Here is a 14,113-nt window from a genome sequence, read left to right on the forward strand (position 1 = left end):
TTTCATTTAAACTATAAATTTCACTTTACGTTTTTAAATTCATATACTTCCGAATTCTAGCAACGTCTAAAGAATATTCGATAACTAATTGCTGTAACGGTAAAATAACTGTGTCAGGATATAAATGTGCATATTGTAATGTTTCTGCATATTTTTCTAACCTTTTTTCTAAATACTTTATTATTTGATCAGGATGACTTACTAATAAACATTTACAATAATAATGGATTTGTTCCTCAATCGCCGTGTATTCTTCAATTTCATATTCTTTATGCATGTGTACACCCCTTTAAGTTTTTTATATGAATTACTTATCACAATTTTCACTCGACAAATTTTAAGTTTTTTGATTATTTACACTATAACAAACACTGAGGGTCAAATTTTGTTACTTTATGTAACGTAGAAAATTTTTAACAAAATTGTAATGTTTACTCCTGCAAAATACAGAAAGCCCCTTTACTCATTTTTTTATAAAAAAAATCGTACAGCTTAATTTAGCTGCACGACTACAATTTCTAGCCTATTCAAAATCCTTTGCGGAATGATACTATTTCCTAATCCTCTACTCACTACCATTGATGTATTTTGTTCTACATATAAACCCGCTGTATATTTAGGTAAAACACCTTGATTTGGAGCAACTAATCCACCGATAAATGGCAATCTAACTTGCCCTCCATGAGCATGTCCCGATAAAACCAAATCCAACCGCTCATTCGTATATTCCTTTATAAATTCAGGCCTGTGGGATAATAATACATTATATCTATCTGGCTGCATTTCAATTTTTGCTTTTTTAATTTCATCTATTATAATATTTCCTTCATCACGGTTTCCAGTACCAAACTCTGGATCATCAATACCTAGCAAGTTTATCTCTTGCTCACCCTTTCGAATGCCTACATGTTCATTCCTTAAAACATTGACACCATATTTCTTCAACTCTTTTTCTAAACTGTTATACTTTCCAGACCATTGTTCATGGTTTCCTGTCACAAAATATACAGGATACTTCTTTACCATTTCTCGTATTAATTGCATACTAACTTCTGCATCGTATGATTTACTGTCAATTAAATCACCCGTAATTGCAATAATATCTGGGTCTATACTTTTCATTTTTTGAATTAACACATCTTGATTATCGCCAAATTTTTTATTGTGTAAGTCTGAAATTTGTAGAATTTTATACCCTTTAAAAGAGGATGGTATTTTACTAGAGGTTATTTTAATCTCAGTTATACTTATTAAATTGTTCTGTAAATATAAAAAGATACTACAACCTACTAATATAGCAATAAGTAATATACTTCTTTTAATCTTCTTGCTCATATTCCCTCCTAAAATCTTCATCAATACTACAATTCTCAAAAACATTTCAATAGATTATTCTTTTTATCTAACGGTTCTCTTTTAAAGTGAAATCGATTTAACTACGATAATCAAGTTCAAGTTTCTAATTTTAGGAACTGAAGAACTTATATCACTCTGTTGAAGTAAACATGCCCGGTTCTGTTCTAATCGTAACTCTATCATATAACATTAAAGCCGAAATTCCCAAGTTAAGGAATTTCAGCTTTTTGAGTTCGTATGAATATCTTAGTTTTAGTTCTATGTACCTTGCAGTTATACAACTTAGTACATATCAGTTGTATATCTATATGTGGTGAGGTTTTTATCTTTTTCAATAATCAACTATGTTTAAAATATTTAAATTAGTTAATACCCTTAATGGATATCATGCTTTTTAAAGTTTCCGCCTTGTACTTCCGCAACATCATATACATTGACAAAGGCATTTTCATCAATTTCATGAATAAGTTCCTTCATTGTTTCTAAATTTTATAATTATGTAGCGTCCTTCCATTCAGACTTCAATATTGAATATTGATATTCATCAATCCACTGGCCTTTTAGCATGTAATTCTGCAATAAATGACCTTCTCTCCTCATCCCCACTCGTTCTAGTACAGAAATAGACTTATTATTTCGAACGTCCGAAAATGCAATCACCTTATGTTTTCCTAATGAATGAAATATGTAACTCAATAAGGCACAAACAGCTTCAGTTGCATAGCCCTTTCCCTGATATTCTGGAGAAAGAGTAAATCCGATTTCTACGATGCGAGGTTCATTTACAAGTGTGTGAAGTGCACAATCTCCAATTATTTTGTTATTTTCAGTTAAAGCAATTGCGAACTGGAACCAAGTACCTGGTAGATTAGGATTATTTTTAACTTGTTCATTTACAAACGTTTTAGCCTCATGATATTGATAATTAACCCATGACTGAAATTTAGCCACTTCTGGATTAGAACGATAAAAATGAAAGTAGTTAGTGTCATCCATACTAAACCTTCTCAAAACAAGACAATCTGTTCTCCAAAAGACTTGATTGTCATTCTCCATAACTATTCACCCTCTTTTCTACATTAATTATATCTTTATAATACATAGGTATAAATAGGTATAAATAGTTTACATGCTTATAAAAAAAGCGATTCTTTTCACATTAAAAAGAATCGCTTTCCAAGTTCTTATTTTTAATTATATTACATAAAGAATTGAAAGATTATTACTTAAGAGCCTTAACTATAACTTCCGTTGCCTCTGCAATGAGTTGATTATCATAGGTAGCCTCTTTCTCATCTTTACTAGATAAAATTGCGATGATAATTGGTGCTCTATTTGGAGGCCAAACGATAGCAATATCATTTCTTGTCCCGTAACTGCCAGCACCTGATTTATCTCCAACTACCCAGTCAGTTGGTACGCCTGCACGAATAAGTTTGTCCCCTGTAGCATTTCCTTTCATCCACTCTGTAAGAATTTTACGTTTTTCTGCTGGAAGTGCATTTCCGAGCGTAAAAGCTTTAAGATTCGTAGCAATTGCTTTCGCTGTACTAGTGTCACGAATGTCTCCTGGAATAGCTTCGTTTAATTCTGTTTCAAAGCGATCAGACATAGTAACCCGATCCCCCATCTTTCTAAGCGCTTTTTCATATCCTTTAGGTCCGCCTATTTTATTAAATAAAATGTTCCCTGCAGTATTATCACTTGAACGAACAGCAGCCTCAGCAATTTCTCCTAGTTTCATTCCAGTATCTACATGTTTCTCTGTAACAGGTGAATAATCCACTAAGTCTTCTTTCGTAAATGTGATTACTTCATTTAATGTATCAATTGAGTTTTGCTGTAGTAATACTCCTGCTGCTAAAGCCTTGTAGGTTGATGCGAAGGCGAATCTTTCGTTAGATCGATAAGAAATTGTTTGATTTGTACCAGTATCAATCGCATATACACCTACCCGAGCATCAAATTTTTTCTCAAGTTGAGAGAACTCTTTATGCGTCGCCTGATTTGTATGTTTCACTTGTCCAGTCTTTTCTTTCGCTTCAACTTGCAGTGCCCCTCCTGTAAAAGCTTCTAGGCTTGTAATACTTAAACCTAATATACCAACGCATATTCCTATTTTTAGCATCCTCTTATTTTTCAAAATCATCATTCCTTCCAAATTTTTAGCACCTTTTTATACGTACACATAATAGACAATCACCTAACCAAATTTGTTCCATAAACTAAAAAAATTATAGCTAGTATGAGAGTTATTAACAAAATAAGAGATAGTAGCTACGACGCCTCTATCTCCTATTTCATATTTCATTTTTTTACTTATAAATGGCTTTATATGAACAGGGTCTTTCCCTGAGAAAAGTACTCTAATTTTGCTTAGAACTACCTGTACTAGTAGCTTCACCATGTATACGTTGCTGTTTCAAATCAAAGTATACATCTAAAACTTCCTTTCCAATTATAGAATTAATTCCATTTTTATCATCATGAAGCCATGGAACTACTACAGAAAATGCTACTTCTGGATTATCATATGGAGCATATCCAACTAACGTTAAGTTGTAACATTCCATACGTTCTCCTTTTGCATTTCTACCAATCGGGTCATCTCCACCATATACAGTTTGGGCTGTTCCTGTCTTTCCTGCTGGTTTATATGGCGCGTTTTTGAAATATTTCACGCCAGTTCCATCACCTTCTTGGAATACCCATCTAAACCCTTCTTTTATCCGATCAATATGTTCTTTCTTCATATCAATTCGATTTAATACGACAGGCTCTATGGAACGTATAACTTTGCCAACCTCTTCTTTTATTGATTGTTCTCGTATTTCTTGTACAATTTGAGGTTGCATTCTATAACCACCATTCGCAATCGTTGAAATATATTGCGCTAATTGCAACGGCGTATACGTATCATACTGACCGATAGAAAAATCTAGTAAAAACCCAGGTTGACTATCTACTTTTCTCGTTTGTCCAATTATTTCATTCGGTAAATCAATACCTGTTGGGACACCTAAACCAAATTGCTTGAAATAATAGCGCATCGTATCAAATGCTCCTTGTTTAATATCCAATGAGCCATTTGGTACGTAATTAACTCCCGCAATTTTTAAAGCTGTCTGGAACATGTATACATTCGAAGATACTTGTAAAGCCCGTAAATCATTAATATTACCAAATCCGGATACATTCCACGATTTCTTAGCTTGTGTACCTTTAAATTTCATCGGCGCGTCATAAAATTGATCTCCTGGATGTATTGCGCCTGTCTCATATCCAGTTAATAAAGTAGCACCTTTTACAGCTGACCCTAGCTCATACGAAGTTGTCATGTTTCCTAATGCCAAATCCTCAACCTCTATTTTCCCTTCTTTTTCTACAATCTTTTTGCCTGCCATTGATAAAATTTGTCCGTTATTTGGATTCGTCATGACAACAAAAGCTCGATCGAGCAGTGGCTCTGAACTCTTAAAAGCTCTCAAGTTTTTCTCTATACTTTCTTCCACTTTCTTTTGTAATTCCATATCAATCGTTAATGTTAAACTATTACCACTTTTTCCTTTAGAGATTATTTCTGTGCTAACAATGTTTCCTGATTTATCAGTAATATTTTTCACTTCTTCTTTTGTGCCGTGTAATACATCTTCATATCGTTGTTCAATATAACTTTTTCCAACACGATCATTACGGTTATATCCACGTACTAAATAAGAATCTAAATTTTCTTTCGGTAATCCTTCTTCACTACTCGTAATATTTCCTAATACAGAACGAAATAAATTACCGTTTACATAATTACGTTCCCAATCAACAGTTGCATCTACTCCTGGAAAATCCGCAAGATTTTCGCTTATCCGCGCATACTCTTCATCTGTTACATCTTTTTTAATGATTTGTGGTGTTAGTTGATAACCTGAACTCATTTTACTTTTAATAGCTAACACCTTTAAATCTTGTGCTGTTAATTCTGCTAATTCTACCTCTGTAACACGACCTCGTCTTAAGTCTTCTATTTTTTTATCTAACTCTTTTCCCTCTATACCCTTTTCTTTAAACTTTTCTATATCTTTCTTAGTAATCTTTGTCTCCGCACGTTTCGAATTCAACTGCATCCAAAAATCTTTTTTATCGATATCTGTTAATTTATTTATATCTTGTTCAGGCATTTCAAGTACTTTCGCCAAGTCTTTTGCTGTTTTTAAAATATCTTCACTCGTAATTCCCTTCACCCTTGTATACGTAATTGTGCGAAGAGATTTATTATTAACAACTGTTTTCCCTTCTCGATCTAAAATTTGTCCACGTGGAACTGGAATACTAGTTATTGCATTTTGACTACTTTCCACTTGGTTCTTATAAGCCTCTCCCTCAACGATTTGTACCTTTCCTAGCTGCATAATAATAGCTGAGAATAGTACAAATATGCAAAGGAACATTATATTTAATCGAATAGATATATATGTCTTCTGCTTCTTGCCTTTTTGTTCTTTCATAAATCCTCCATTTAATCCTTTCAGAAATTGCTACAAATACTAAAAGCATTCCTTCTATATTAGATACCGATAATCGGTTATAAATATCGCCTCAATTTTTTGCTTAATCCTTGTAAGCAACCATTCCTTTTCGTTTAGCTACGGAATTAATAACTCTCCCTTCCTGTTTTCTCTCTATTTTTTTGCCACTTGCATGAGAAGTGCTAAACTGTATAATGACTCTTATTAAACTTACATATAAACTTGCTAGTAAATTTTCATGCTAATTATTCCTTTCTTCATGCTGTAATACTTAATAGACAACCTAAACAATACAGTTGTTCCACATTTACAAAAAAAATAATTAAATATAAGATGAAATAGGCTACATAAGGGAGGGTTATATGTTACATACAAAAAGATGGAGATTTTTTGCGGTTTTTTCTATCGTAGGTTTGATTTTACTAATTTTATTAAAAATCAACTTCATTTCAATTACTATCGCAACTTCTTCAGCTGAAAGAGGAAAGATTTTTGATCAAAATGGTGTAATACTAGCTACAAATAAAAAAGTTAAGTCTCTATATTGCACTTCTAATGACGAAAAGCTATCGAAACAAGATACATCAAACACATTAGCTTTTTTTAATCAATTTTCAAGCCAGTTTCAACATGATATTTCTACAGAGAACATAAAATCTCAATTACAACAATCTTGTAAAAAGCAGACTATGAATGATATACCGTTATACTCTGATATAACTGAGAATGAACTTGCATTCATAAACAAAAACAAACCCAATAATGTAATAATTAAAGATGAATGGATTCGATATTATCCTAAACACGAAATTGGTTCACAAGTAATTGGGTATGTAGAAAATGACCTTAATTCAAAGCATAAGGCTGTTGGAAAAAGCGGGATTGAGCTGCAATATGAAAATGATTTAAAAGGAAAACCAGGTAAAACTCTTATTTTTAAATTGAATAATAAAAAATTCTTATGGAATATTCAAAAAGTACAAAAAGGTAAAGATGTACGGCTAGCTTTAGACTCTGAGTTGCAGCAAAAGGCAGAAGAAGCATTAAGATCTCAAATTAAGAAAACACCTGATGCTAAAGCTGGTTATGCTGTAGTAAGCGATGCAAAAACTGGCGCAATTTTAACTATGGCCAACACGGCAGTTTTTGATCCAAATATATTAAATACACGTGTATCTTCTAGAAAAGAAAACATTAACTCTCTTTCGCAAAATAAAGCAATTCAAAAATTAAAGTATGGTGAATCTTATGTAAATATGGCTTCTACTATAAAACCACTCACTATTTTAATTGGATTAAACGAAAAGCTTTTCCAACCCGAAGATACTTATTTAGATAAAGGGACTTTTCAGTATGATAATCAAAATAACATTACGAATGCACCTGGAACGCCAACAGGTGAGATTACACCGAGGCAGGCTATCATTAATTCATCTAACACATTTATGACAGCAAAAGTAGCTCTGCCCCTATTCAACCAAAATAATGGGAATATAGAAAAAGTGGCACATATATGGACAGATTATTTAATGCAATTCGGCCTACGTTCTAAAACCGGGATTGATTTACCCTTTGAAGAAGACGGACAATATGAATTCCATCCATCTAATAAGTTTGAAAATGGAATCTCCGCTTTATTAAACGCCTCTTGGGGAGGAAATGAAGTTCATACCCCTCTTCAACTCGCTCAATATGCAGCAACTTTGGCAAGTAAAGGTGATAAATATAAACCTCAAACTGTAAGTGCAATTATTAGTCCGGACGGTAAGGAAACAAAAAAGTTTAAACCAATTTTAGAAAGTTCAAATCGTTACCCGATGAACTTTTGGAGTGTCGTACAAGGTGGAATGAGTCAAAATATAGAGGAAATTAAAAAGTTGCCCTTTGACGTCGCAGGTAAAACAGGTATTACAGGTTTTCCGAATGAGCAAGAAAGAATGATAAATCATTCTCTTTTCATTGCATATGCTCCTACTGAAGATCCACAAATTGCCGTTTCTGTCGTTATTCCTGGCAGTAATTCCGAAAAAAACATTGCCGCTCTCGTTACATCAGAAATTTTAGAGTACTGGAATACTCTTCAAAAAGAGAATAAAAACAAAGAGGAAGGTTCATTAAAGTGAACCTTCCTCTTTTACCATATAGAATCTATATTTATTATTTTCCATATACCTTCATTATTCTTTTCGAACATAAATGAATATTTAATATCAGTTAAAATGTACTCTTTCTGTACATATCCAGTATTACCGTTAATTGTCGATATTTTTATATATCCATCATTCTGCACTTTTTCTGGAATCCAAGCTTTTACCATTTCATTAGATACTTCATATAAAACTTGTGATTCTCGCTTTGGTTCTGCTAAAATTTTTGTTTTATTTCCAGTAACAGTTGCATATATAAAATGTGCTTGCTTTGGTTGGTTACTTTCTGTCAATCCACTTGGTACTTTGTATACTTTTTTTGTATCATTTGCAAACTCTCCCCCCATTGTAAGGGCGACTTGCAACTCATGAAAAATATCTTCATCAAACTTCAGTTCATCCTTCTTATAACTCTTCCCTTTGAATAGAACTTCATCATTTAACGCTTTGTACAAGTCATTTTCATTTTTTGAGTTCGTACTTTGATATAGTTCATTCATAAATTGTTTTAATGATGGATCTTGAGCAGACTCATCTTTTGTTTTAGGCTTAATTTGAGTACTACTTTGTACTGGTGATTTATTATCATCAAGCCAAGGTTGTTGAACAATGAAAAATAACATTGTACAAACTAAAACAACTACAATAGGTAATGCTTTTTTATGAAATGGTCTTTTATGTTTTACAAAATCCACTTCATTATTTTCGTATATAGACTGCTTTATTTTAGAAATAAATTCTTCTTCATCTTTACGATTCTCCATTGGGCCTTTTTTTATTTTTCTATACCAGTCAGGATTTTGTTTATTGTTCATCACTACTACCCTCCCCTATTAATTTTGAAACCTTACTTCTCGCTCTACTTAATCTCGATTTTACAGTTCCAATGGATACTCCTAATGTTTCAGCCATTTCTTCATATGATAATTCATATTTTGCGTCCAATATAATTATTTCACGGTGCTTTTTAGGTAGTTTTAATACAACCTTCCACACCTCATTCATCTCTTCTTGGTTAAAAAATTCTTGTTCTGCTGACAGGGATTGCTTATCGTCACTAAAAAATCCTATTAAAGATATCCTTTTAAAATAGGAGGATTTCAAATAGTTTATTGCCGTATTTCTTGTGATTTTTAAAATCCACGTTTTAATAGATGACTCCTTTCGAAATGAATTCCAATTTTTAAACACCTTTATAAATACATCTTGCGTGATATCATCTGATAAGTGTGGATCTTTCGTAATAATAAATGAATAATTCCATACATCTTGCCAATAGTCTTTTATAACATAGTCCAGCTCATCATGATTACACTTTTCAATAAACGTCTGTTCCATTTCCACACCTCAAACTTATTTGAATAAACATAAAAACTGCCCTCACTTTTATTATGGTTTCAATATATAGACAAGATACAAGTTTCATTTGTTCCATTGTTTATCTTTTTTCAAGCAGAATAATACTACTAAAAAACAAGTAAAGCATACAATGATAAAATTCTACTCATGAAAATCTGTTTTTTGAATTTAACGTAACACTCCACTTGTCCATTTCAACTTGCTATACTCTTCTATTTACCATTAGCAATGCCAACTTTTCAGAAATGAAAATTAAGATAAGGTATTAACTTTCTAGAGTCGCAACAAAAAAGCATTCTCGATTAGAAAGAATGCTTTTTTGAAATTTCATTGCTCTATATTTTCCCCAATTTATATCTTTGAGTTAAGCAAACATGTAATAAATGTAGTCAAAAAATTCACCTTATAATTAAGTATTATTTCTGAAATACATGTTTTACTTTTTCACCTGGAACGTTACTTCCCCCTCTTCCTTTTACATCTTCAATCATCATTGTAACAATCATGTCTGGCGCATTTGCATCGAAAGCTGCGAACCATCCCAGTTCTTTTCCGTCTGCTTCTTTCGACTCTTTCAGTTCTGCTGTACCAGTTTTACCAGCAAGCGTTACACCATCAACCTTTGCAATTCTCCCTGCACCATCAGGGTCATTAATGACTTTGATTAATGCACTCTTTAATATTTCTTGATTCTTTTTAGAAACCACATTTTCTTTCCAATTCCCTGCTACTTTTGCTTCTTTTAAAAGATGTGGCGACGGAATATTCCCTTCATTCACAATCGGTGCATATGTTAATGCTAAATGAAGTGGCGTCATTAATACTTGTCCTTGTCCATAGCCCGTGTCTGCTAGTTGAATATCGTTTTTTATCCCATCTTTTGCAATGATTGAAATAGGAAATTCGTATTCGATTGGTAATTTTTCATAAAATCCGTACTTTTTAAATTCCTTTACATACTGATCTTTTCCCATTTTCAAAGCTTGTTGAGCAAAATAAATATTATCAGAATACTTCATTGCCTTATCAAAATCAATTGGACTTGCATCCTTTACACGCGTTACATAGTAATTTCCCCAAGATGAATCTTTTGTCCACTTCAATCCTTGAATTTTAAATTCTTCCTTCGGATTTATTGTGTTTGTTTCCAAACCAATTGCACCTGTGATCGTTTTAAATACGGAACCTGGTACAAATGCTTGTGTAAAGCGATTCGTCATTGGTAGTTTCGAGTCGTTACTCCATGCTTCTCGTTGGGCTTTCGATGCTCCTCTAACTATTATATTTGGATTATAAGCAGGGCTACTTACAAGTGCGATTGTTTCACCTGTTTTAGGATTGACCGCTGCACTAGACCCTGCTTCAGTTTTCATCTCATTAAAGATTTTTTCTTGAATTGCAGCATCAATTGTTAACGTAACATTTTCTCCTTCTTTTGCTTCTTTTTTTGCTACGTTTTTAATCTCTTTCCCCTTCTCATCTTCTATAAATACGCGTCCACCCTTTTCACCACGCAATTTATTTTCTAACACTTTCTCTAAACCAGTCTTACCTACTAAATCATCTGCTTGATAACCTTGTTTTTGAAGTGATTTTAACTCCTCCGCATTCACCTTTCCTATATATCCAGTTAAGTGTGCCGCTGCTTCACCTAATGGATACGTACGAATATTTACTGGGTGAGATGAAACTCCTTCTAATTCAATATAATCATTCTGTCTAGTTCCCTCTTTTAAAATGCCAATTGGTACAAAGGAGTCTGGTTTTATCCATTTCGCTGTGAGCTTTTGTTCGACCTCTTCTATAGACATATCAAGTAATTGTGCTACTATTTCTTTCGTTTGCGCTGCTGTTTCGCCTAGTTTCTCTGGAATAATTCCAACCTCAGTCGCTTTACCATTCGTTGCAAGCCCTTTTCCATTTCGATCATATATTTCTCCGCGTTTTCCTTGCTCTATTTGCATACGTACTTTGTAATCTTTTTTCATACCTGGGAAGATGAAGTCTGGTGTCCAATCTATTTCCCAAGACTCTTTATCTTTCACAAGTTTTGCTTCATGGATGAATGAAACTGGTCCTACATCCGTATCCATCTTAACTTCAAAAAGAAAAAGCTCTTTATCTTTCGTATTCTCTCCTTTCATTTTAACTTTTAAATTATTAGCTCCAATCCCCTCATAGATTTTTTGATATTTTTCTGTGAATTCTTTTTTAGAAATCGATTTTTTGGCATGGTCTGATAAATGATCATACATATTTGCAAATTTTCTATCATTCCATAAATTGATATATTCTTCAAATGCTTGTTTTGGTGGTTCGTTTTTATTACATCCTACCAACAAAACTGCGAAACAAACGAAAAGCAGCATCCATAATTTTTTCAATTCAATCTTCTCCCTTAGTTAAAAATGATGATTCCTTTCGTAATTTATTTAATAAAAAATGTTTTAACGCTTAATAGACAGTGTAAGTAATGACATTGTTCCATATTTACAAAAAAATTAATATCTATGTTCATTTTAATACAAAAAAGGCAGGCATAAATATATGCCTGCCTTCCGTTCCCAAAATCAATTACACCCTAAAACAACGTGTGGTTAACCAAATCCAGATACTCTTCTACACCCTATTTTTTACTTTTCTAAAATAATTCCTGCTATTTCATTAGCATATTTTTTAGAGTCAAATCCATCATAGTTACTTAGTACTACAACAGTCAAATATTCTTTTGGAAACCGCATGAAGTATGAACGATAACCTGCCCAGCTACCTGAATGTTCCAAGTATCGACAGTTAAAACCTTCTGCAAGCCTTAGCCCAAAAGCATAATCTTCATTGTCAATAATCGTTTCCCCAGTTGGAGAAATTTCCGGACCTATTTCGCTCATTCTTTTAACAAGTTCTTTTCCGCCAACGGTACCTGTAGTTAAATTTTCTCCCCACTTTACCAGGTCTTCGACTGTTGCATGAACTGCCCCATCACCTGTATGTTCCCAAGGGCTTTCATAGACCATATATGCTCCTTGTTCATTCTTTGAATACCCCCTAGCAATTGATATAGTAGTTGGCTAGCAATCTACAATTGTTGTGTCTTTCATATTTAAAGAATCAAAAATACGTTCTTTTGCAAACTGACGTAAAGACTTCCCGCTTACCTTCTCTACCACCAATGACAATAAAAAATATCCTGTATTGCTATACTCAAATTTTGTGCCAACAGGGAACCTTGCAATTTGATGACCATTAAGGTGTTTTAGCGATTGTTCCACAGTTAATATATCAGTAAATTTAATATTTTCTGCATGAGCCAATTCCATATAATCAACTAGTCCGCCAGTATGATGAATTAGATGCCTCAATGTTACTGGTTCAGCATATGTTCCTATAGAAGGGACAAACTTTACAATTGAATCATCTAAACTCAATCTTCCCTCTTGTTCTAAGAGTAATATAGAAAACGCTGTAAATTGTTTAGAAACTGAGGCGATATTAAAAACGCTCTTTGTGGTTATCGGTAGATTTTCCTCTATAGAAGCTAAGCCAACTGCACCTTTATACGTTACTCCGCTATCAAAACTGGCCATATATGCAAAGCCAGGAACTTTTGGTGAAAACTTTTTTAATAATTGTTTAATCAATGTATGCGTCTTTTCATTATATGTATTATTCACCTTAATCACATCCCCTTCTCTTTGAATGGTTAGGAATACAATAAAAAATACTATATATATAAAATGTCAAATTCTCCTTTCAAAATTTAAACTTTTTAATGCATTATGCCAAGTACTAAAGGAAAGCAAAAATTATTAAAGAAATTAATAGTCTACCTTAGGATTGCTCTTAACAGGTTAAAAGCTTTTACAAACAAATTTTAGCAAACAATGTCTTCCCCCTCTTTTTTTTATGACAGTTTTTTGATTGGAATGAAAGCCAATAGAATTAATTATTGAAATATACAAAAAATCTTAATATAAACAATATTTCACAGCGCTTCTTCTATAACGTAAATATTCATTTTACTTTATTTTCCACATAACAAAATATTCTACTTGAGAAATTATTGTTATGTGGAAATTTTTTCCTTTTCACCAAATGGAAGAAGAATCCTGACTGTTAGCGCTTTTCGTATTACTCAAACCTGATAACAAGCATGCGTTCTCCGTCAAGTGTACTTCAGCAAAAGTACTAAATCCTGGAGTGTCACCTGTATGCCTCCCAATCGGAACACAGGTTGGAAGCTTAGTTTCATCCTTATAAATAAAAAAATAGGGGGAGCCTATCGTGACAGACTCCTCCTAAAATACAACTCTCGTATACATATCGGAAATGAATTTATTTTACTAATAGTGAATATTCACCATTTTTATCATCAAATTTATACACATTCAGATAATATTTCCCTGGTTTCGCTACGAATTTTCCCTTTATAGTATTTCCTTCATCTTCACCACAAGCTACATAATTTTGCATATCTGATTCATGATAAAGTACCCATGTCATCCCAATATTTTGTTCATTTACCACAGAAATCTCTACTTCTTTTGGATCTGTAACATTAAACGTATAAACATCTGTTTGATCAGGAGTAACCAGATTTCCTTTTACAAGCGTATTAAACGAGAGTATCTTCTCTTCTTCAAGGGACCCGCCTGTTTGCGGATCTTGTTTTACAGTAACTTTTGTCTGTTCTATACTTTCTTTTCCTCTACTATCTTTCACAGTTAGTTCCAC

Annotated in this window: 10 protein-coding genes and 2 pseudogenes; 1 reads left to right on the forward strand and 11 read right to left on the reverse strand. The window is 33.0% G+C overall.

Annotated features, from left to right (window positions below):
• Positions 1-25 precede the first annotated feature (25 nt).
• The 6 genes and pseudogenes from MR107_RS22920 to MR107_RS22945 form a co-directional block, all read right to left on the reverse strand.
• A complete protein-coding gene (locus MR107_RS22920) occupies positions 26-277 on the reverse strand; it encodes a hypothetical protein (RefSeq protein ID WP_000548621.1) in 252 nt (83 codons plus the stop codon).
• A 215-nt stretch (positions 278-492) separates the two neighbouring features.
• A complete protein-coding gene (locus tag MR107_RS22925; protein ID WP_242292739.1) occupies positions 493-1,335 on the reverse strand; it encodes a metallophosphoesterase in 843 nt (280 codons plus the stop codon).
• 396 nt (positions 1,336-1,731) lie between these two features.
• Positions 1,732-1,833, reverse strand: a pseudogene (locus MR107_RS31550) (DUF2179 domain-containing protein); the annotation flags it as partial.
• An 18-nt stretch (positions 1,834-1,851) separates the two neighbouring features.
• Positions 1,852-2,412, reverse strand: coding sequence for a GNAT family N-acetyltransferase (locus tag MR107_RS22930; RefSeq protein ID WP_017656373.1), 561 nt, complete (start codon positions 2,410-2,412; stop codon positions 1,852-1,854).
• A 166-nt stretch (positions 2,413-2,578) separates the two neighbouring features.
• Positions 2,579-3,505, reverse strand: a complete 927-nt coding sequence (gene bla, locus MR107_RS22940) for a class A beta-lactamase Bla1 (RefSeq protein WP_025689286.1) — start codon at positions 3,503-3,505, stop codon at positions 2,579-2,581.
• A gap of 217 nt (positions 3,506-3,722) precedes the next feature.
• Complete coding sequence (locus MR107_RS22945; RefSeq protein ID WP_048656287.1) at positions 3,723-5,855, reverse strand: peptidoglycan D,D-transpeptidase FtsI family protein; 2,133 nt, start codon at positions 5,853-5,855, stop codon at positions 3,723-3,725.
• A 383-nt stretch (positions 5,856-6,238) separates the two neighbouring features.
• Here MR107_RS22945 and MR107_RS22950 point away from each other — a divergent pair, with 383 nt between their 5' ends.
• On the forward strand, positions 6,239-7,999 hold the full coding sequence (locus MR107_RS22950) for a peptidoglycan D,D-transpeptidase FtsI family protein (protein WP_242292740.1): 1,761 nt from the start codon (positions 6,239-6,241) through the stop codon (positions 7,997-7,999).
• Positions 8,000-8,010: 11 nt separating this feature from the next.
• Here the strand turns inward: MR107_RS22950 and MR107_RS22955 are convergent, their stop codons facing one another.
• From MR107_RS22955 to MR107_RS22975, 5 genes and pseudogenes are all read right to left on the reverse strand, one after another.
• On the reverse strand, positions 8,011-8,838 hold the full coding sequence (locus tag MR107_RS22955; RefSeq protein ID WP_242292741.1) for an SH3 domain-containing protein: 828 nt from the start codon (positions 8,836-8,838) through the stop codon (positions 8,011-8,013).
• The gene (locus tag MR107_RS22960) at positions 8,828-9,361 is read right to left on the reverse strand and encodes an RNA polymerase sigma factor (protein WP_000438330.1); all 534 of its coding nucleotides are present in this window, start codon (positions 9,359-9,361) and stop codon (positions 8,828-8,830) included. The genes MR107_RS22955 and MR107_RS22960 overlap by 11 nt, the downstream gene beginning before the upstream one ends.
• A gap of 437 nt (positions 9,362-9,798) precedes the next feature.
• Complete coding sequence (locus MR107_RS22965) at positions 9,799-11,766, reverse strand: penicillin-binding transpeptidase domain-containing protein (RefSeq protein ID WP_000737758.1); 1,968 nt, start codon at positions 11,764-11,766, stop codon at positions 9,799-9,801.
• 249 nt (positions 11,767-12,015) lie between these two features.
• Positions 12,016-13,053 (reverse strand): annotated as a pseudogene (locus MR107_RS22970) (serine hydrolase domain-containing protein).
• A gap of 661 nt (positions 13,054-13,714) precedes the next feature.
• A partial coding sequence (locus MR107_RS22975; protein ID WP_242292742.1) for a PPC domain-containing protein occupies positions 13,715-14,113 on the reverse strand: 399 nt, incomplete at its 5' end.

This window comes from Bacillus cereus group sp. BfR-BA-01441 (assembly GCF_022663075.1).
GTDB classification, from domain to species: domain Bacteria; phylum Bacillota; class Bacilli; order Bacillales; family Bacillaceae_G; genus Bacillus_A; species Bacillus_A cereus.

Bases quoted from the DNA above. Each gene is read 5' to 3' on its own strand.
- MR107_RS22920 (WP_000548621.1), bottom strand. From the start codon at position 277: ATGCATAAAGAATATGAAATTGAAGAATACACGGCGATTGAGGAACAA.
- MR107_RS22925 (WP_242292739.1), bottom strand. From the start codon at position 1,335: ATGAGCAAGAAGATTAAAAGAAGTATATTACTTATTGCTATATTAGTA.
- MR107_RS22930 (WP_017656373.1), bottom strand. From the start codon at position 2,412: ATGGAGAATGACAATCAAGTCTTTTGGAGAACAGATTGTCTTGTTTTG.
- bla (WP_025689286.1), bottom strand. From the start codon at position 3,505: ATGATTTTGAAAAATAAGAGGATGCTAAAAATAGGAATATGCGTTGGT.
- MR107_RS22945 (WP_048656287.1), bottom strand. From the start codon at position 5,855: ATGAAAGAACAAAAAGGCAAGAAGCAGAAGACATATATATCTATTCGA.
- MR107_RS22950 (WP_242292740.1), top strand. From the start codon at position 6,239: ATGTTACATACAAAAAGATGGAGATTTTTTGCGGTTTTTTCTATCGTA.
- MR107_RS22955 (WP_242292741.1), bottom strand. From the start codon at position 8,838: ATGAACAATAAACAAAATCCTGACTGGTATAGAAAAATAAAAAAAGGC.
- MR107_RS22960 (WP_000438330.1), bottom strand. From the start codon at position 9,361: ATGGAACAGACGTTTATTGAAAAGTGTAATCATGATGAGCTGGACTAT.